The sequence below is a fragment of the Agrococcus jejuensis genome (genome assembly GCF_007679035.1).
GTDB classification, from domain to species: Bacteria; Actinomycetota; Actinomycetes; order Actinomycetales; family Microbacteriaceae; genus Agrococcus; species Agrococcus jejuensis_A.
The window spans coordinates 382,461-400,276 of sequence record NZ_VEFR01000003.1 but is presented as its reverse complement, the minus strand read 5'-3'; the positions used below and the strand labels follow the sequence as shown (position 1 = coordinate 400,276).

Genomic DNA, 17,816 nt, shown 5'->3' with positions numbered 1-17,816 from the left:
CCCGAGCGCAGCGAGGAGCCGTCACGAGACCACGCGACGCACCCGCTCGACGCGACCACGCGCATGGTCGGGCAGGAGCCGCGATCGCGTGGTCTCGTGACGCGGGCTCGCCCAGGGGCTCGCGCGCTCCTCGACCAGCTGGTGCTGGTGCCGCCTACGCCGCCACGTTCCTCGTCCAGCCCCTCGTGAGGTCGCGCGCGGCCGTCCAGCCGGCGTACTGCGCGTCGGCCTGGTCGCGGCTCATCTCGGGCTCGAAGACGCGGTCGACGGCGTAGAGCGACTCGAGCTCCGCGAGGTCCTTGTAGACGCCCGTCGACAGGCCCGCGAGCTGCATGGCGCCGAAGATCGTCGCCTCCGAGTTCCTGGGCCGGATGACGGGGATGCCCAGGACGTCGGCCTGCAGCTGGCACAGCAGGTTGTTCTTCACCGCACCGCCGTCGACGCGCAGCTCGGGGATCTCGAACCCCGATCCCGCGACCGCCGCCTCGACGAGGTCGCGCGTCTGGAACACCATCGACTCCACCGCGGCGCGGATGATGTGCAGGCGGTTCGTCGCGTTCGACATGCCCACGATGACGGCACGCGCCGTCGGGTCCCACGTCGGGGCAGCGAGGCCCGTGAACGCGGGCACGAGGTAGACGCCGTCGGTCGACTGCACCTGGCCCGCGTACCACTCGGAGTCGGGCGCGGCGTGGATGAGCTGCAGGTCGTCGCGCATCCACTGCATCGTCTTGCCCATGGCGTACACGACGCCCTCGGTCTCGTACTGCAGGTTCCCCTGCACGTTCCACGCGGCGCTCGGCGTGAGGCCCTCGGGCCGGAACGGGGTGTCGCCGTTGTTGATGTTCAGCACCCCGGCGGTGCCGTACGTCATCTTCACCTGGCCCTGGCGGAACGCGGCCTGGCCGAAGAGGCCGGCCTGCTGGTCGCCGAGGTTCGACGCGATCGGCACGGGCGCGCCGAAGGTCGCCTCGATCGTGCCGAAGTGCGAGTCCGAGTTGCGGATCTCCGGCAGCATCGAGCGCGGGATGCGCATCTCGCGCAGCAGGTCGTCGTCCCAGTCGACGGTGTCGAGGTTCATGAGCATCGTCTGCGACGCGTTCGACGGCTCGGTCGCGAACACCTCGCGGCCCGTGAGGTTCCAGATGAGCCACGTGTCGACGGTGCCGGCGAGCAGCTCGCCGCGCTCGGCGCGCTCCTGCGCACCCTCGACGTGGTCGAGGATCCATCGGATCTTCGATGCGGCGTAGAACGCGTCGGGCACGAGGCCCGTGCGCTCCTGGATGAGCTCGCCGAATCCCGACGCCACCCAGCGCTCGACGATCTCGTCGGAGTGGCGCGACGCCCACACGATGAGGTTGTGGATGGGGCGGCCCGTCTCGCGGTCCCACACGAGCGCCGACTCGCGCTGGTTCGTGAGGCCGACGGCCGTCAGCTGGTCGGCGGTGATGCCGGCCTGCGACAGCGCCTGCTCCATGACGTCCTTCTGCGTGTTCCAGATCTGCATGGGGTCGTGCTCGAGCCAGCCGGCCTTGGGGTAGATCTGCGTCAGCTCCGCCTGCCCGAGGCCGAGGACGTTCAGGGACTCGTCGATCACGAAGGCGCGGGCGCTCGTCGTGCCCTCGTCGATGCCGAGGATGTACTGGGTCATGGGGGTCTCTTCTCTGCGGTCGGGTCGATGACGATGGGGAGGGCGGCGACATGGAGGCGCCGGGCCGCGGTCGCAGCCCGGCGCATCCGATCGGCTACGAGATGTCGACCTTCTTGGTCCAGCCCTTCGTGAGCTCACGGGCGGCGCGCCAGCCCGCGTACTTCGCGTCGGCCTCGTCGCGGCTCATCTGCGGCTCGAACACGCGGTCGACGGCCCACTTGGCCTCGAGCTCGTCGAGGCTGTCGTAGACGCCAGTGGTGAGGCCGGCGAGCAGCATGGCGCCGAAGATCGTCGCCTCCGCGTTCTTCGGCCGGATGACCGGGATGCCGAGCATGTCGGCCTGCAGCTGGCACAGCAGGTTGTTCTTCACGGCGCCGCCGTCGACGCGCAGCTCGGGGATCGTCAGGTCCGAGCCGGCGAGCGCCGCCTCGACGACGTCGCGCGTCTGGAACACCATCGACTCGACCGCGGCGCGGATGATGTGCAGGCGGTTCGTCGCGTTCGACATGCCGATGATCGCCGCGCGTGCGTGCGGGTCCCACGTGGGTGCGGCGAGGCCCGTGAAGGCGGGCACGAGGTAGACGCCCTCGGTGGACTGCACCTGGCCGGCGTACCACTCGGAGTCCGGCGCGGCGTGGATGAGCTGCAGGTCGTCGCGCAGCCACTGCATGGTCTTGCCCATGGCGAAGAGCACGCCCTCGATCTCGTACGCCGTCTGCCCCTGCACGCCCCAGGCGAGCGACGGGGTGAGGCCCTCGATGCGCTGCGGCGTCGGGCCGCAGTTGATGTTCAGCACGCCGGCCGTGCCGTACGTCATCTTCACCTGGCCCTGCTTGAACGCGGCCTGGCCGAAGAGGCCGGCCTGCTGGTCGCCGAGGTTCGAGCCGATGCGCACGTCGGCGCCGAAGGTGGGCTCGATCGAGCCGAAGTCGGAGTCCGACGGCACGATCTCGGCGAGCATCCCCTTGGGGATGCCGTAGTGGCCGAGCAGCTCCTCGTCCCACTGCAGGGTCTCGAGGTTCATCATCATCGTGCGCGACGCGTTCGAGTAGTCGGTGACGAACGAGCGGCGACCCGTGAGGTTCCAGATGAGCCACGTGTCGACGGTGCCCGCGAGCAGCTCGCCCCGCTCGGCGCGCTCCTGCGCACCGGGCACGGCATCGAGGATGAAGCGGATCTTCGAGGCCGTGTAGTACGCGTCGGGGATGAGGCCGGTGCGCTCCTGGATGAGGTCGCCGATGCCCTGATCGATCCAGCCCTGCACGATGTCGACCGAGTGGCGCGATGCCCACACGATCGCGTTGAAGATGGGGCGGCCGGTGTCCTTCTCCCAGACGATGCCGGTCTCGCGCTGGTTGGTGAGCCCCACGCCCGAGAGCTGGTCGGGCGTGATGCCCGCGTCGCGCAGCGCGGCCCGGATGACCTCGAGCTGCACGTTCCAGATCTGCATCGGGTCGTGCTCGATCCAGCCGTTGCGCGGGTAGATCTGGGTCAGCTCGGCCTGGCCGAACCCCGCGACGTTGGTGTCCTCGTCCATGACGAACGCGCGCGCGCTCGTCGTTCCCTCGTCGATGCCCAGGATGTACTTGACCATGGTCGTGCTCACTTCGTCGTGATGGACGCCGGCGCCGCGACGGTGCGGCTGGCTGGTCAGGAACCTAGGCGGACTCCACTTGTCTAGTCAAGTATTGCCCTGTCTGATGGGCATGGATACGATCGGTACGCTCGGGGGCCACCCCAGGTGCGGATCACGCAGGATCCGCCGTGCACGATGACGTGACGCAAAGGACAAACTGCATGGACATCGACCTCATCTCGATCCTCGGAGCAGCCGCAGGTGGCTTCTTCGGCGCCGCGATCGGAGGCCTCCACGCCTTCATCTTCACCGGCTTCATGGTGCTCACCGGCTTCGCCGTGCTGATCGGATCGGGGGACGCCGCCTTCCTCGGCGACGTCGCCTTCGGCCCCGTCTTCGGCCCGCACATCGCCTTCGCCGGTGGCGTCGCCGCCGTCGCGTACGCCGGTCGCCGCTACGGCACGAACGCCCGCGACATCGCGCTGCCGCTCGCCAGCCTCGCGAAGCCCGACGTGCTGCTCGTCGGCGCCGGCTTCGGCGTGCTCGGCTACCTGATCCAGAAGGTCGTCGCGATCATCCCGTGGTTCGGTGCCAACACCGACTCGGTCGCGTTCACCGTCATCATCTCGGCGATCGTCGCGCGCCTCGCCTTCGGCAAGAAGGGCCTGTTCCCCAGGAACGACTCCGGCAAGAGCGGATGGGCGGCGTACGAGCCGACCGAGACCGGCCGCTGGGTCGAGCACCAGGAGCGCTTCGGCCCCCTCACCGTGCTCGGCGTCTTCGCCGGCCTGCTCGCCGCCTTCGCCGCGGTGACCGTGCTCGAGGCGTACCCGCAGGTCGCCGGCAACGCGCAGGTGCTCATGTTCGGCGTCTCGGCCGTGTCGCTCGCGTTCGCCTCCGCAGGCCACCCGATGCCCGTCACGCACCACATCACCCTGCCCGCGGGCCTCGGCGCCGTCACGTTCCTGCCGCTCGTCGGCGAGATGACGTGGCTCGCCGTGGTCATCGGCGCCGTCGTCGGCCTCATCGGCGCGCTGCTCGGCGAGCTCTTCGCCCGCATCTCGCTGAGCCACGGCGACACCCACATCGACCCGCCGGCGTTCGCGATCTTCCCCGCGACCACGCTCGTCCTCGGCCTGGGGGCGCTCATCCCCGCCGTGGCGTGAGCCGGCCGATCGATCGATAGGAGCGAGCAGATGACCGGGAGCCTGGCAGGCGTGCGCGCCGTGGCCGTCGACGTCGACGGCACGATCGCGGGATCCGACCATCGGGTCAGCACACGCACGGCGGCGGCGATCGCCGGCGTCCTGGACGCCGGGCTCCCGGTCTACCTGCTCACGGGGCGCTCACGCAGGAGCGTCCTCGAGCTCGCGCGCGAGCTCGGCATCGAGAACCCCGTCGCGGCCTCGAACGGATCGGTCGTGTTCGACCCGGTCGAGGACCGCGACCTGCGCACCATCCCGCTCGGCGACGACGACGTCGCGACGCTCGTCGCGCTGCACCGCGACCTCGACCTGGGCCTGACCTGGTGGACGCGGGACGACATCTGGGTCGACGCTCCCGGCCTGCTCGCCGACACGCTCACGGCCCTGAACGAGCAGGACGTGCGCGTCGGCTCGATCGACGACGTCGGGCCCGGCGAGATCCTGAAGATCATGCTGCACGGCACGCCCGACGAGCTCGACGCCGCCGCCGTCGAGATCCTGCAGCGCGTGCCGCAGGGACAGCGATCGATGGACGTCTTCTTCGAGTTCGTCGCCCCGCACGCGACGAAGTCGACGGCCCTCGACCTGCTGCTCGGCGACGCGATCGACCCCGCCGACGTGCTGGGCATCGGCGACGGCGGCAACGACGTCATCTGGCTGCGCCGCATCGGCCACCCCGTCGCGATGGGCAACGCACGCGACGAGGTGCTCGCCGTCACCACCCGGCAGACGGGCCACCACGCCGAGGACGGCGCCGCCGAGATCCTCGAGACCCTCGTCGCCCACCTCGCCGCGGCCTGAGCCGCGCCCGCGCTCGAAAGGCATCCGCATGCCCTCCGCCCTCGATCTCTTCGCCACCCCCGAGCAGCTGCGCGGCGGCGACCACGTCGTCGCGACGTACGCGCTCGACCTGCCTGCCGACGCCGACGCGCTGGCCCGCATGACGGGCTTCGCCGTGGGGCAGACGATCGGCACGTGGCTGCCGGTGCCGGGCATCACCGACGAGATGCGCGCCCGTCACGAGGCGCGCGTGCTCAGCGTGCTCTCCGTGCCGCCCATCGACGTCGGCGACGCGCCCGAACGGCTCGGCTACCTCGTGCGCATCGCGCTGCCCACGATCAACGTGGGCGACTCCATCCCCATGCTGCTCACGACGCTGCTCGGCAACGACTCGTCGACGTCGGTCGAGGCCAAGCTCGTCGACGTCGAGCTGCCCGACTCGCTCAGCGATGCGCTCGCGGGCCCGAAGCTGGGCGTGGAGGGGCTGCGCGCGCTCACGGGCGTGCAGGGCCGGCCGCTGCTGCTCAACATGATCAAGCCGTGCGCGGGCCTCACGCCCGAGGCCGCACGCGACATCTTCCGCGAGACGGCGCTCGGCGGCATCGACCTCATCAAGGACGACGAGCTCATCGCCAACCCGCCCTACTCCCCCGTCGTCGAGCGCGTGCGCCTCTTCACGGCGGCGGCGAAGGAGGCGGCCGGCGAGACCGGCATCGAGACCGTCTACGTGCCCAACGTCACCGATCGCCCCGATCGCATGCTCGACACGGCCAGGCGCGCGGTGGATGCGGGCGCCCGTGCCGTCATGGTGACGTACGCCACGGCGGGCTACGGCTCGCTCGAGGCGCTCGCCGACGCCGTCGACGTGCCCGTGCTCGGCCACTTCGCCGGCGCCGCGCCGTTCTTCGAGGGACCGGCGACCGGCATGTCCGCGCCCATCGCCATGGGGCTGCTGCCGCGCATGGCCGGCGCCGACATGGCGCTCGTGCAGACGCCCTACGGCGGCGGCTCCATCCGCAGGCTCTCGTACGTGCGCACGGCGCATCAGATGCTGCTGCCGCGCCCCGGGCTGCGACCCACGATGCCGATCATCGGCGGCGGCGTGCACCCCGGCACGGTCGACCGCTACGTCACCGACCTGGGCGTCGACACGATCCTCGGCGCCGGCGGCGCCATCCAGGGCCACCCCGGCGGCGCTGCCGCGGGCGTGCGCGCGATGCGACAGGCGATCGACGCGCGCGTCGCGGGCGTGCCGCTGGCGGATGCCGTCGCCGAGCACGAGGAGCTGCGACAGGCGATCGACGCGTGGGGTGCGCTCGACTGACCGAGGCCCTCGGGACGCGATCCCCGCCCAGCTGGCCGAGGAGCGCGTCCCGAGACGTAGCCGGGCGGTCAGCCCGCCGTCGCCTCGCGCACCTCGGCGACCGCCGCGAGGAAGCCCCGCGGGTCGACGCCCGCGCGGCCCAGGAACACGCCGTCGGGGATGCCGTCCGGGCGGCCGACCTCGCGACCGTGCGCCGCGATCGCTGCGAAGGTGCCGGGGCCGGCGCTGCCGCCGTAGAGCACGCGAGACTCCCCTGCACGCTCGGCGAGCATGCCGCGGATCCGCTCGACGACGTCGACCACGTGCGACGGCGGTGCGGGCTCCGGCGCCCCGATGGCCCACGTGGGCTCGTACGCGACCACGACGGGCGCGTCGTCGGGCACGCGCGCGAAGGCCACGTCGAGCTGCGGACGGATGATGTCCTCCGGGTCGCGCCCGCGCTCGGGCTCCCCGACGATGAGGATCGGCACGATGCCGTGCGCGGCAGCGGCCTCCGACTTCGCGGCGAAGTCCTCGGGCCCCTCGCCGACGTGGCGCACGCGCTCGGGATGCCCGACCATCGCGAGCGTCGAGCCGAGCCCGGCGAGCAGCTCGGCGCTGACCTCGCCCGTGAACGGTCCGACGGGGTGCGCGGAGACGTCCTGCGTGCCCACGAGCGCGCCGAGCGGCGCGAGCGCCTCGATCGTCTGCGCGACGAGCGGGTACGGCATGCATGCGAACGCGCCCTCGCCGCCGGTGGCCGCGAGGCCGTCGCGCACGACCGCGATCCACTCGCGTGCGGCCTCCGCCGTCAGGTACCCCTTGGGGCTGCATCCGGTCATGGTCGTCGGCAGCTGCGTCGTCACCCTGGCTCCTCATCGTCGAGGTTGTGTATGGTTGTATAGACAGCCTAGCCGCACCGCGCATGGACGCGCGATGCGCCGTCGATGGAGACAGAGCATGACCGGATTCGCCCGTGCCGACGCCGCTCGCCTGAGCGCCGGCTCCTACGACCTCCTCGTGGTCGGCGGCGGCATCAACGGCGTCGCGATCGCACGCGACGCCGCCACCCGCGGCCTCTCCGTCGCGCTCGTCGAGCGCGGCGACCTCGCCATCGGCACGTCGTCGTGGAACTCCCGCCTCATCCACGGCGGCCTGCGCTACCTCGAGCACGGCGAGGTGCCGCTCGTCTACGAGTCGCTCCACGACCGCGAGAGCCTGCTGCGCATCGCACCGCACCTCGTGCAGCCGCTCGGGTTCGTCGTGCCGCTCTACCGCCACAACCACCTGCCCGGATGGATGTTCCGCGCCGGCGTGACCCTGTACGACGTGCTGTCGGCGGGCAAGTCGATGCCCGCCACGCGCCACATGGGCCGCAAGTCGCTCGACGCCGAGCTGCCCGGCCTCGACAAGCGCCACCTCGGCGGCGCCGTGCGCTACTACGACGGCCAGGTGACCTTCCCCGAGCGCCTCGTGCTCGAGACCGCGATCTCGGCAGCCCAGGCGGGCGCCGACGTCGCCACCTACGTCGAGGCGGTCGCGCTGCGACGAGACGGCGCCCGCGTGACCGGCATCGACGCGCGCGACGTGCTCACGGGCGAGACGTTCGCGATCGACGCCGCATGCGTCGTGAACGCCGCCGGCCCCTGGGTCGACGAGCTCGGCGAGCGCGTCGGCATCGAGCGGCAGATCGGCGGCACCACCGGCACGCACCTCGTCGTCGACCCGTTCCCCGGCGCCCCCGACTCGTGCATCTACTTCGAGGCGCGACGCGACAACCGCGCGATCCTCGTCATCCCGTGGAACGGCCGCTACCTCATCGGCACGACCGACGACCGCTACGACGGCGACCCGGCGACCGTGCGCGGCACCGACGACGAGGTGGCGTACCTGCTCGAGGAGACGAACGCGCTCGTGCCCGGCGCCGGCCTCACCGTCGACGACGTGCTCTACACCTACACGGGCGTGCGGCCCCTGCCGTACCGGCCCGGCGTCAAGGCGGGCGCGATCCCTCGCAGCCACCTCATCCTGCGCCACGACGAGGTGCCGGGCCTCGTGACGATCGTCGGCGGCAAGCTCACGCCGCACATCTCGCTCGGCCGCCAGACGACCGACGTCGTCGCGAAGGTGCTCGGCCGCACGCTGCCGAAGTCGCAGACGGCGCAGCAGCCGCTGCCGGGCGCGACGACCGACCGCTGGGCGCGCGGTCGCCGCGCGGCATCGGCGCTCGCGACGAGCCTGCCGTGGCGCGGCGCGATCGCCGAGCGGCTCGTCGCCGTCTACGGCTCCGCAGCCAAGGCCATCGCGGCCCTGCACGAGGCCGAGCCCGCGCTGCAGACGACGTTCGGCGAGGGCCGCGGTGCCGTCGTCGGCGCCGAGCTCGCCCACGCCATCCGCGCCGAGGGGGCGTCCACGCTCGTCGACCTGCTGCACCGCCGCACGATGGTGGGCCTCGAGCCCGCGCTCGGCACCGACGTCGATCGCGACGTCGCCGCGTTCGTCGCACCGATGCTCGGCTGGGATGCCGCACGCGTCGAGCGCGAGGTCGCCGACCACCGCGCGTACGTCGAGCGGCTCACGGGCGGCGTCGCGAAGGCGCGCGTGCACGCCTGACGAAGACTCCCGCCCGCGCCGATCCCGGCGCAGGCGGGTCGCCTCCCCGGCCTGCGACACGGGGAGGCACGAAGGCCCCGGGCGCCTCCCACATCGGCATCCGGGGCCTTCATCCTGCGCGCGACGCGCAGGGGCGCTACGGGGCGCTGGGGCTCTCGACCGTGACCTCGCCCGAGACGATCTGCTCGCGCAGCGCGTCGAGCTCGGCCTGCAGCTCGGGGCTCACGCGGTCGGCGAGGTCGTGGTAGTCGGCGAGGCCGACGCCCTCGTTCTCGAGCGTGCCGACGAGCGGCTCGTCGGTGACCTCGCCGGAGTCGACGAGGTCGCCGATCGCCTGCACGACGAACGCCTGCGTGTTCTTCTCGACGGTCGTGAGCAGCAGCGGGTGGTACTCCTCGGGCAGCGTCTCGTAGCCGTCGGAGTCGACCCAGATCACGAGCGCCGACGAGCCGGCGTCGATCGATGCGAGGAACGCGCCCTCGCCGACCTGACCCGCGACGGGGAGGATGACGTCGGCACCCTGCGCGATGAGCGACTGCGCCGTCGCCTGACCGAGCTGCACGTTCTCGAAGTCGCCGGTGAAGATGCCGTCCTGCGCCTCGACATCCCAGCCGAGCACCTGGGTGGTGGTGCCGTGGGCTGCGTCGTACGCCTCGACGCCCTGCACGTAGCCGTCCATGAACAGCGTGACGGGCGGCTGGTTGCCGCCGCCGAACGTCGCGACGACGCGCGACTCGCTCACGCCTGCGGCGAGATAGCCGGCGAGGTACGAGGCCTGCGCGGTGTCGAACACGATGGGACGCACGTTGGGCGCCTCGACGACCTCGTCGACGATCGCGAACTGCACGTCGGGGTTGGCCTCGGCCTCCTCGCCCGTCGCGGCCGCGAGCTCGTAGCCGACGGTGAGCACGAAGTCGCAGCCGGTGCCGACGGCCGCCTCGACGTTGGGGGCCAGGTCGGACTCGCTCGTCGAGACGAGCACGTTGACGTCGACGCCGAGCTCGTCCTCGGCCTGCTCCATGCCGGCCCACGAGGCCTGGTTGAACGAGCGGTCCTCGAGGCCGCCGGAGTTCGTCACCATCTGCGCGCAGACGTCGGATGCGGCGGCGTCGCCGTCGCCGCCCTGCTCGGGCGCTGCCTGGCAGGCGGTGAGCGCGAGCGCGACGAGGGCGACGGGCGCGGCGAGACGGAGGGCGGTGCGGGACATCGGTGCTCCAGGGTGCGGCGGTGCGGGTGCTGTCACCCTAGCCCGCGCACACCGCGCATCCTCCGCATGCGCGCAGCGCCGTGGAGCGGCTCGGGGGACGCCCGCGCGGCATCGACCGGCCCGCGCTACAGCACCGTCGCGTTGCCCGAGCGGCGGATGGCGTCGACGACCTGCTTCACGCGCTGCGCGTGCTCGGTCGTCGTCACGAGCAGCGCGTCCCCCGTGTCGACCACGACGATGTCGCGCACGCCGACCATCGAGATCACGCGGTCGGTCGTCGAGACGACGATGCCGGATGCGCCGTCGGCCAGCACGGTCGCCTTGCCCGAGAGGATCGCGAGGCGGTCGGCACCGAGCGCGCCGTTGTGCAGCTTCGCGACGGCCGAGAAGTCGCCCACGTCGTCCCAGTCGAAGTCGCCGGGGACCACGACCATGCCGCCGCGCTCCGCGGCCGGCTCGGCGACGGCGTAGTCGATGGCGATCTTCTTCAGCTGCGGCCACAGCCGGTCGACCGCGGGGCCGCGCGTGGCCTGGTCGTCCCACGCGGCGGCGAGCTCGTCGATGTGGGCGCGCAGCTCGGGCTCGGTCCTGGCGAGCTCGGCGAGCAGCACGTCGGCGCGGGCGATGAACATGCCCGCGTTCCAGAGGAAGTCGCCCGAGTCCACGTAGGTGCGCGCATCCGCGGCGCTCGGCTTCTCGACGAAGCGCACGACGTCGGTGACGCGCGGCGCACCCTCGATGCCCGACGGCTCGCCCGCCTGGATGTAGCCGAAGCCGATCGCGGGCTCCGTGGGGGTGATGCCGATCGTCGCGATCTTGCCGGTGCGGGCCGCGGCGACCGCGTCGGTGACCGCACGGCGGAAGCCGCGTTCGTCGCCGATGACGTGGTCGGCGGCGAAGGAGCCCACGATGACGCCCGGCTCGCGCCGCTCGAGGATGGCGGCGGCGAGCAGCACGGCGACGGTCGACTCGCGCGGCTCGGCCTCCAGCACGATGTTCGCGTCGGAGAGGGCGGGCAGCTGCGTCTCGACCGCCGAACGGTGCGCGCGGCCGGTGACGACCATGATGCGCTGCTCGCCCGCGAGCGGCGCGAGGCGCTGGAACGTCGACTGCAGCAGCGTGCGGCCCGACCCGGTGAGGTCGTGGAGGAACTTCGGCGCGTCGGCCCGCGAGAGCGGCCACAGCCTCGAGCCGACCCCGCCGGCGGGGATGATGCCGTAGAACCCGTCGATCGTCATGGTCCGTCACGCTATCGGCCCGCGCGATGCGCCCCCTGACCGACGCGGAGCGTTCACACGCCATTCATGCCATCCACCGCCCCGCCGCCACCCTGCGTACCTACCGTCGGCAGCGTGGAGATCGAACGCGTCGCCATCGTCACCGAGAGCTTCCTGCCGACGGTCAACGGAGTCACGTCGTCCGTGACTCGCGTCCTCGAGCACCTGCAGGCCACCGGACGACAGGCGATGGTCATCGCCCCGCGCTGCGGCGCACCGACGCAGCTGCACGGTGCACCCGTGTTCGAGGTGCCGTCGATCGCGTACCGCGAGTTCCCCGTCGGCATGCCGAGCCCGCAGGTGCACGGGCTGCTGCAGCGCTTCCGTCCCGACGTCGTGCACGCCGCATCCCCGTTCCTGCTCGGCGGCCAGGCGATCGCCGAGGCGCGACGCATGGGCGTGCCGTCCGTCGCGATCTACCAGACCGACATCGCGGGCTTCGCGCGCCGCAACCGCCTGTCGGCGGGCGCGCCCGTCGCGTGGAAGGTGCTGCGGCGCATCCACAACCAGGCGGATCTGACGCTCGCGCCCTCGTCGGCGTCGATCGCCGACCTGGATGCGGCGGGCATCGATCGCGTCGCGCACTGGGCGCGCGGCGTCGACCTCGACGCCTTCCACCCCGACCACCGCGTCGGCCCCGCGGCGCAGGCGCTGCGCGCGCGGCTGGCGCCGAAGGGCGAGACGATCGTCGGCTACGTCGGTCGCGTCGCGCCCGAGAAGGGCCTCGAGCGGCTGCGAGCGCTGCAGGGCACGAAGGGCATCCAGGTCGTGGTCGTGGGCGACGGTCCGGGCATGGCCGCCGCGAAGCGGGCGCTGGCGCCGCTCGGTGCCGTGTTCCTCGGGCAGCGCACGGGCGCGGCGCTCGCCGCGGCGTACGCGGCGCTCGACGTCTTCGTGCACACGGGCGCCGAGGAGACCTTCGGCCAGACGCTGCAGGAGGCGGCCGCCGCCGGCCTGCCGGTGATCGCACCTCGTGCGGGCGGCCCGATCGATCTCGTCGACCACGGCATCACCGGGTTCCTGTTCGAGCCGGACTCGCAGCGCGCGCTGCGGGATGCCGTGCGCACGCTCGCCGAGTCGCCCGCGATGCGCGCGCGCATGGGCGAGGCGGGTCGCCGTCGCGTGCTGCAGCGCACGTGGCCGCGCGTGTGCGACGAGCTGCTCGATCACTACGCCGCGGCGCAGCGCCACGCGCTCACGGGCGTCGAGCCCATCCGCGCCCCAGCGATCGCCTGACCCGTCCCCCTCGAGCGCGGGGCGGCCGCGTCCGAGGCGAGCGCAGCGAGCCGACGGTGCAGCCGCCCCCGCCGCGCACCCGGCACGCGCACGAGCGAGACGCCGAGCACCGGGGCGGCCGCATCCGAGGCGAGCGCAGCGAGCCGACGGTGCAGCCGCCCCCGCCGTGCACCCGGCACGCGCACGAGCGAGACGCCGAGCACCGGGGCGGCCGCGTCCGAGGCGAGCGCAGCGAGCCGACGGTGCAGCCGCCCTCGCCGTGCACCCGGCACGCGCACCTGCGAGACCCCGAGCACGGGGCGGCCGCATCAAGCGGCGCGACCGCCGTTCGTGATGCCCGGTGCCGAGACGGGTGCCGATGCGCCCGCACCCATGCCGGCGAGGATCGACGCCGTCTGGCCCGTGCCGCGGGCGGCGAGGGCCTGCCGGTAGAGGGTGCCGGCCCGGTACGACGAGCGCACGAGCGGGCCGGACATGACGCCGGCGAAGCCGATCTCGGTCGCCGCCTCGGCGAGGTCGGCGAACGCCGCAGGCTCGACCCAGCGGTCGACGGGGTGGTGGCGCGGCGACGGCCGCAGGTACTGCGTGATCGTGATGAGGTCGCAGCCGGCGTCGTGCAGCTGCTGCAGCGTCTCGAGCACCTCCCCGTCCGTCTCGCCCATGCCGAGGATGAGGTTCGACTTCGTCACGAGCCCCGCCTCGCGGCTCCAGCGCAGCACGTCGAGCGAACGCTCGAAGCGGAAGCCGGGGCGGATGCGGCGGAAGATGCGCGGCACGGTCTCGACGTTGTGCGCGAAGACCTCCGGCCGGGTCGAGAACAGCTCGTCGAGCAGGTGCCGGTGACCGGTGAAGTCGGGTGCGAGCATCTCGACGCCCACGCCGGGGTTCACGGCGTGGATCTGCCGCACGGTCTCGGCGTACAGCCAGATGCCCTCGTCCTCGAGGTCGTCGCGGCACACGCCCGTCACGGTCGCGTAGCGCAGCCCCATCTGCCGCACGGATGCGGCGACGCGGCCGGGCTCGAGGCGGTCGAGCAGCGCGGGCTTGCCGGTGTCGATCTGGCAGAAGTCGCAGCGGCGCGTGCACTGGTCGCCGCCGATGAGGAACGTCGCCTCGCGGTCCTCCCAGCACTCGTAGATGTTGGGGCAGCCGGCCGACTGGCAGACGGTGTGCAGCTCCTGCTCCTCGACGAGCTCCGTGAGCGCCGTGTACTCGGGCCCCATGCGGGCACGGGTCTTGATCCACGGCGGCTTCTTCTCGATGGGCGTCTCGGCGTTGCGCACCTCGAGGCGCAGCAGCCTGCGCCCCGCCGGCGCCTGGGCGGGCGTCGTCTCCTGCACCGCACCCGCGGGTCCCGCGCAGCTCATGCGGCGACCTCCATGGATGCGGGAGCAGGCACCGGCACCGGTGCGGACGACAGCGCGGATGCGGGCGCGGGCACGGCCCCCGCCACCGCCGCCACGCCGAGGGCGAGCAGCGCCGCGGCGAACGCATCCCCGATCTCCTCGACCGATGGCGCGGATCCCCGCTCGACGGCGATCGAGGTCACGCCCGCATCCGTGATGCCGCACGGCACGATGCGCGAGAACTCGGCGAGGTCGGGCGCGACGTTGATGGCGATGCCGTGCGTCGAGACGCCGCCGGCGACGCGCACGCCGACCTGGGCGATCTTGCGATCCCTCGAGCGGTGGCCGCCGAGGATGGGCGAGCCCTCGCCGCGCAGCCATACGCCCGCCCGCCCGCGCACGCGCTCGACCTCGAGGCCGAGCGGCTGCAGCGTGTCGAGGATGGCCTGCTCGAGCCTGCGCACCCAGTCGACGACGCCGAGCTCGCCGATCGCGACGATCGGGTAGGCGACGAGCTGGCCGGGCCCGTGCCACGTGATGCGGCCGCCGCGGTCGACGTGCACGACGGGCGAGCCGTCGGTGGGCAGGTCGGAGTCCTGCGTGCTCGTGCCGGCCGTGTAGACCGACGCGTGCTCGAGCAGCAGCAGCGCATCCTCGCCGCCTGCGGCGACCTCGTCGTGCAGGCGCCGTTGCAGCGCCCACGCCTCCTGGTAGTCGACCTCGCGGCCGAGCCTCATCACTCGCATGCCGTGACGATAGCGTTTCTGCACTCGGTGCGGAAATGTCGACCGGCGTGGCGCGCGACGCGCCGGACGGGCGAAGAACCGCGGTTCTTGCCGAACGGGTGGTCAGGTCGCCGTGCACGACGGGCATAGGATCGGTGACGGCATCCGCTCGATACGAATCTCGTGAGGAGGGAACGCGTGGCAAGCTCCCGCACCCCGACCCTCGCCGATCCCAAGCCGTCGCGTCTTCGCATCGCTGGCACGCTCTACCGTGGCAACGAAGGCATGTGGTCGTGGGTCCTGCACCGAATCTCGGGCATCGGCATCTACTTCTTCCTCCTGGTGCACGTGCTCGACACGTCGCTCATCCGCGTGAGCCCGGAGGCCTACAACGCCGTCATCGCGACGTACAAGAACCCGATCATGGGGCTCGGCGAGGTCGCACTCGTGGGCGCCGTCGTGTTCCACGCGATGAACGGCCTGCGCATCATCGCCGTCGACGCCTTCCCGGCTGCGACGCGCATCCAGCGCATCCTGTTCTGGGTCGTGATCGGCCTCGTGATCGTGCTCATGGCCGGCTTCACGCCCACGCACCTCGCGAACGTCTTCGGGGAGCACTGATGACCGCCACCGTCGAGAGCCCCCGCACCCCCTACGCCTACCCCGCCCGCTCGAAGGGCCGTCGCGGCCCCAACCTCGAGAAGGCCGGCTGGATCTTCATGCGCGCCTCGGGCGTCGTGCTCGTCGTGCTGATCTTCGGCCACCTCGCGTACAACCTGCTGTTCACGCCCGGTGGCATCCAGGCCATCGACTTCGGGTTCATCGGCGGCAAGTTCGCCAACCCGCTGTGGCAGTGGTGGGACGTCGCGATGCTGTGGCTCGCGATCCTCCACGGCTCGAACGGCATGCGCACGATCGTCAACGACTACGTGCACCGCGAGCCGCTCCGCCGCATCGCGCTCGGCGCCATCGCCGCGAGCGCCTTCATCCTCATCGCGCTCGGCACGCTCATCACGTTCACGTTCGACCCCTGCCCCGCAGGCGCGAGCGCAGACCTGCTGCCGTCGTTCTGCCCGATTTCCTGATCCAGGAGCCTCACACCAGCATGACCGAGTCGACCGTGTCCGACGGCATCCACTACCACCAGTTCGACGTCGTGATCGTCGGCGCAGGCGGCGCAGGCATGCGCGCAGCCATCGAGGCGGCACCGCACGCCTCGACCGCCGTGATCACGAAGCTGTACCCGACGCGCTCCCACACGGGCGCCGCGCAGGGCGGCATGGCCGCAGCCCTCGCCAACGTCGAGGACGACAACGCCGAGTGGCACACGTACGACACCGTCAAGGGCGGCGACTACCTCGTCGACCAGGATGCCGCCGAGATCCTCACGCGCGAGGCCATCGACGCCGTGCTCGACCTCGAGAACATGGGTCTGCCGTTCAACCGCACCGAGGACGGCAAGATCGACCAGCGCCGCTTCGGCGGCCACACGCGCGACCACGGCAAGGCTCCCGTGCGCCGCGCGTGCTACGCCGCCGACCGCACCGGCCACATGATCCTGCAGACGCTGTACCAGAACTGCGTCAAGCACGGCGTGAACTTCTTCAACGAGTTCTACGCGCTCGACCTCGTGATGACCGAGGTCGACGGCGTCAAGCGCGTCGCGGGCGTCGTGGCCTACGAGCTCGCGACCGGCGAGATCCACGTGTTCCAGGGCAAGTCGGTCGTCTTCGCCACCGGCGGCTTCGGCAAGATCTTCAAGACGACGTCGAACGCGCACACCCTCACGGGCGACGGCGTCGGCATCATCTGGCGCAAGGGCCTGCCGCTGGAGGACATGGAGTTCTACCAGTTCCACCCCACGGGGCTCGCGGGCCTCGGCATCCTCCTCACCGAGGGTGCCCGCGGCGAGGGCGCGATCCTGCGCAACGCGTCGGGCGAGCGCTTCATGGAGCGCTACGCCCCCACGATCAAGGACCTCGCACCCCGCGACATCGTCGCGCGCTCGATGGTGCAGGAGGTGCTCGACGGTCGCGGTGCCGGACCGCACAAGGACTACGTCTACCTCGACTGCACCCACCTGGGCGCCGAGGTGCTCGAGACGAAGCTGCCCGACATCACCGAGTTCGCCCGCACGTACCTGGGCGTCGACCCCGTCGTCGAGCGCGTGCCCGTGTACCCGACGGCGCACTACGCCATGGGCGGCATCCCCACGAACAACGACGCCGAGGTGCTGAGCGACAACGACACCGTCGTGCCCGGCCTCTACGCCGCCGGCGAGTGCGCGTGCGTCTCGGTGCACGGCTCGAACCGCCTCGGCACGAACTCGCTGCTCGACATCAACGTCTTCGGCAAGCGCGCCGGCAACAACGCGGTGACGTACGCGAAGACGGCGGACTTCGTGCCGCTGCCCACGGACGCCGCCGACAACGTCGTGGGCTGGCTCACGCAGCTGCGCGCCTCGACGGGCACCGAGTCGGTCGCGGAGATCCGCAAGGAGCTCCAGGAGACGATGGACCGCAACGCGCAGGTCTTCCGTACCGAGGACACGCTGAACGAGGCCGCCGCCGCGGTGCGCGACCTGCGCACGCGCTACCTCGGCGTCGCGGTGCGCGACAAGGGCAAGCGGTTCAACACCGACCTCCTCGAGGCCGTCGAGCTGGGCTTCCTGCTCGACCTCGCCGAGGTGCTCGTCGTCTGCGCGCTCAACCGCAAGGAGTCGCGCGGTGGCCACATGCGCGACGACTACCCGAAGCGCGACGACGAGAACTACATGCAGCACACCATGGCGTACCTGTCGGGCGACGCCCACTCGGCCGAGTCGACCGACCACATCCGACTCGACTGGAAGCCGGTGCGCAAGACGATCTACGAGCCCACCGAGCGGAAGTACTAGC

At 72.0% G+C, this 17,816-nt stretch carries 15 protein-coding genes; 8 read left to right on the top strand and 7 right to left on the bottom strand.

Going from position 1 to position 17,816, the window contains the following annotated elements:
* Positions 1–154: 154 nt before the first annotated feature.
* Positions 155–1,651 carry an FGGY family carbohydrate kinase gene (locus FS793_RS12355; RefSeq protein ID WP_144720795.1) on the bottom strand — a complete coding sequence of 499 codons (1,497 nt, stop codon included), beginning with the start codon at positions 1,649–1,651 and terminating at the stop codon, positions 155–157.
* Positions 1,652–1,745: 94 nt separating this feature from the next.
* Positions 1,746–3,257 (bottom strand): FGGY family carbohydrate kinase, encoded by a 1,512-nt coding sequence (locus tag FS793_RS12350; RefSeq protein ID WP_222123747.1) that lies wholly within the window; start codon positions 3,255–3,257, stop codon positions 1,746–1,748.
* Positions 3,258–3,448: 191 nt separating this feature from the next.
* Between FS793_RS12350 and FS793_RS12345 the strand changes: the two genes are divergently transcribed.
* Genes FS793_RS12345 through FS793_RS12335 form a run of 3 tightly spaced genes read left to right on the top strand, consistent with a single transcriptional unit; the run spans position 3,449 to position 6,536 of the window.
* Complete coding sequence (locus FS793_RS12345) at positions 3,449–4,393, top strand: hypothetical protein (RefSeq protein WP_144720794.1); 945 nt, start codon at positions 3,449–3,451, stop codon at positions 4,391–4,393.
* Between the two features lie 30 nt (positions 4,394–4,423).
* On the top strand, positions 4,424–5,233 hold the full coding sequence (locus FS793_RS12340) for an HAD hydrolase family protein (RefSeq protein WP_144720793.1): 810 nt from the start codon (positions 4,424–4,426) through the stop codon (positions 5,231–5,233).
* 28 nt (positions 5,234–5,261) lie between these two features.
* Positions 5,262–6,536 carry a RuBisCO large subunit C-terminal-like domain-containing protein gene (locus FS793_RS12335; RefSeq protein WP_144720792.1) on the top strand — a complete coding sequence of 425 codons (1,275 nt, stop codon included), beginning with the start codon at positions 5,262–5,264 and terminating at the stop codon, positions 6,534–6,536.
* Between the two features lie 68 nt (positions 6,537–6,604).
* On the opposite strand, the gene FS793_RS12330 is transcribed toward FS793_RS12335, so the two are convergent.
* On the bottom strand, positions 6,605–7,381 hold the full coding sequence (locus FS793_RS12330) for a triose-phosphate isomerase family protein (protein ID WP_144720791.1): 777 nt from the start codon (positions 7,379–7,381) through the stop codon (positions 6,605–6,607).
* Between the two features lie 94 nt (positions 7,382–7,475).
* On the opposite strand from FS793_RS12330, the gene FS793_RS12325 reads away from it, so the two are divergent.
* Positions 7,476–9,128: a glycerol-3-phosphate dehydrogenase/oxidase gene (locus FS793_RS12325; protein WP_144720790.1), complete on the top strand. Its 1,653-nt coding sequence runs from the start codon at positions 7,476–7,478 to the stop codon at positions 9,126–9,128.
* A gap of 136 nt (positions 9,129–9,264) precedes the next feature.
* Here FS793_RS12325 and FS793_RS12320 read toward each other — a convergent pair whose 3' ends face one another.
* The gene (locus FS793_RS12320) at positions 9,265–10,335 is read right to left on the bottom strand and encodes a BMP family lipoprotein (protein ID WP_144720789.1); all 1,071 of its coding nucleotides are present in this window, start codon (positions 10,333–10,335) and stop codon (positions 9,265–9,267) included.
* A 125-nt stretch (positions 10,336–10,460) separates the two neighbouring features.
* Complete coding sequence (locus tag FS793_RS12315) at positions 10,461–11,573, bottom strand: mannose-1-phosphate guanylyltransferase (RefSeq protein ID WP_144720788.1); 1,113 nt, start codon at positions 11,571–11,573, stop codon at positions 10,461–10,463.
* A gap of 114 nt (positions 11,574–11,687) precedes the next feature.
* Between FS793_RS12315 and FS793_RS12310 the strand changes: the two genes are divergently transcribed.
* Positions 11,688–12,848, top strand: coding sequence for a glycosyltransferase family 4 protein (locus FS793_RS12310; RefSeq protein WP_186329490.1), 1,161 nt, complete (start codon positions 11,688–11,690; stop codon positions 12,846–12,848).
* A 308-nt stretch (positions 12,849–13,156) separates the two neighbouring features.
* Here FS793_RS12310 and FS793_RS12305 read toward each other — a convergent pair whose 3' ends face one another.
* Together FS793_RS12305 and lipB are read right to left on the bottom strand one after the other, a co-directional pair.
* On the bottom strand, positions 13,157–14,215 hold the full coding sequence (locus FS793_RS12305; protein WP_144720786.1) for a lipoyl synthase: 1,059 nt from the start codon (positions 14,213–14,215) through the stop codon (positions 13,157–13,159).
* Positions 14,212–14,940 carry a lipoyl(octanoyl) transferase LipB gene (lipB, locus tag FS793_RS12300; RefSeq protein WP_144720785.1) on the bottom strand — a complete coding sequence of 243 codons (729 nt, stop codon included), beginning with the start codon at positions 14,938–14,940 and terminating at the stop codon, positions 14,212–14,214. Before lipB ends, FS793_RS12305 begins: the two co-directional genes overlap by 4 nt.
* Before the next feature lie 177 nt (positions 14,941–15,117).
* Between lipB and sdhC the strand changes: the two genes are divergently transcribed.
* From sdhC to sdhA, 3 genes are read left to right on the top strand one after another with little or no spacing between them, the layout of a single operon-like run.
* Positions 15,118–15,540 carry a succinate dehydrogenase, cytochrome b556 subunit gene (gene sdhC / locus FS793_RS12295; RefSeq protein ID WP_260980145.1) on the top strand — a complete coding sequence of 141 codons (423 nt, stop codon included), beginning with the start codon at positions 15,118–15,120 and terminating at the stop codon, positions 15,538–15,540.
* Positions 15,540–16,004, top strand: a complete 465-nt coding sequence (locus FS793_RS12290) for a succinate dehydrogenase hydrophobic membrane anchor subunit (RefSeq protein WP_144720784.1) — start codon at positions 15,540–15,542, stop codon at positions 16,002–16,004. The genes sdhC and FS793_RS12290 overlap by 1 nt, the downstream gene beginning before the upstream one ends.
* A gap of 20 nt (positions 16,005–16,024) precedes the next feature.
* Positions 16,025–17,815, top strand: a complete 1,791-nt coding sequence (gene sdhA / locus FS793_RS12285) for a succinate dehydrogenase flavoprotein subunit (protein WP_144720783.1) — start codon at positions 16,025–16,027, stop codon at positions 17,813–17,815.
* Position 17,816: the final 1 nt, after the last annotated feature.

Bases quoted from the DNA above. Each gene is read 5' to 3' on its own strand.
- FS793_RS12355 (WP_144720795.1), bottom strand. From the start codon at position 1,651: ATGACCCAGTACATCCTCGGCATCGACGAGGGCACGACGAGCGCCCGC.
- FS793_RS12345 (WP_144720794.1), top strand. From the start codon at position 3,449: ATGGACATCGACCTCATCTCGATCCTCGGAGCAGCCGCAGGTGGCTTC.
- FS793_RS12340 (WP_144720793.1), top strand. From the start codon at position 4,424: ATGACCGGGAGCCTGGCAGGCGTGCGCGCCGTGGCCGTCGACGTCGAC.
- FS793_RS12335 (WP_144720792.1), top strand. From the start codon at position 5,262: ATGCCCTCCGCCCTCGATCTCTTCGCCACCCCCGAGCAGCTGCGCGGC.
- FS793_RS12325 (WP_144720790.1), top strand. From the start codon at position 7,476: ATGACCGGATTCGCCCGTGCCGACGCCGCTCGCCTGAGCGCCGGCTCC.
- FS793_RS12320 (WP_144720789.1), bottom strand. From the start codon at position 10,335: ATGTCCCGCACCGCCCTCCGTCTCGCCGCGCCCGTCGCCCTCGTCGCG.
- FS793_RS12315 (WP_144720788.1), bottom strand. From the start codon at position 11,573: ATGACGATCGACGGGTTCTACGGCATCATCCCCGCCGGCGGGGTCGGC.
- FS793_RS12305 (WP_144720786.1), bottom strand. From the start codon at position 14,215: ATGAGCTGCGCGGGACCCGCGGGTGCGGTGCAGGAGACGACGCCCGCC.
- lipB (WP_144720785.1), bottom strand. From the start codon at position 14,940: ATGCGAGTGATGAGGCTCGGCCGCGAGGTCGACTACCAGGAGGCGTGG.
- FS793_RS12290 (WP_144720784.1), top strand. From the start codon at position 15,540: ATGACCGCCACCGTCGAGAGCCCCCGCACCCCCTACGCCTACCCCGCC.
- sdhA (WP_144720783.1), top strand. From the start codon at position 16,025: ATGACCGAGTCGACCGTGTCCGACGGCATCCACTACCACCAGTTCGAC.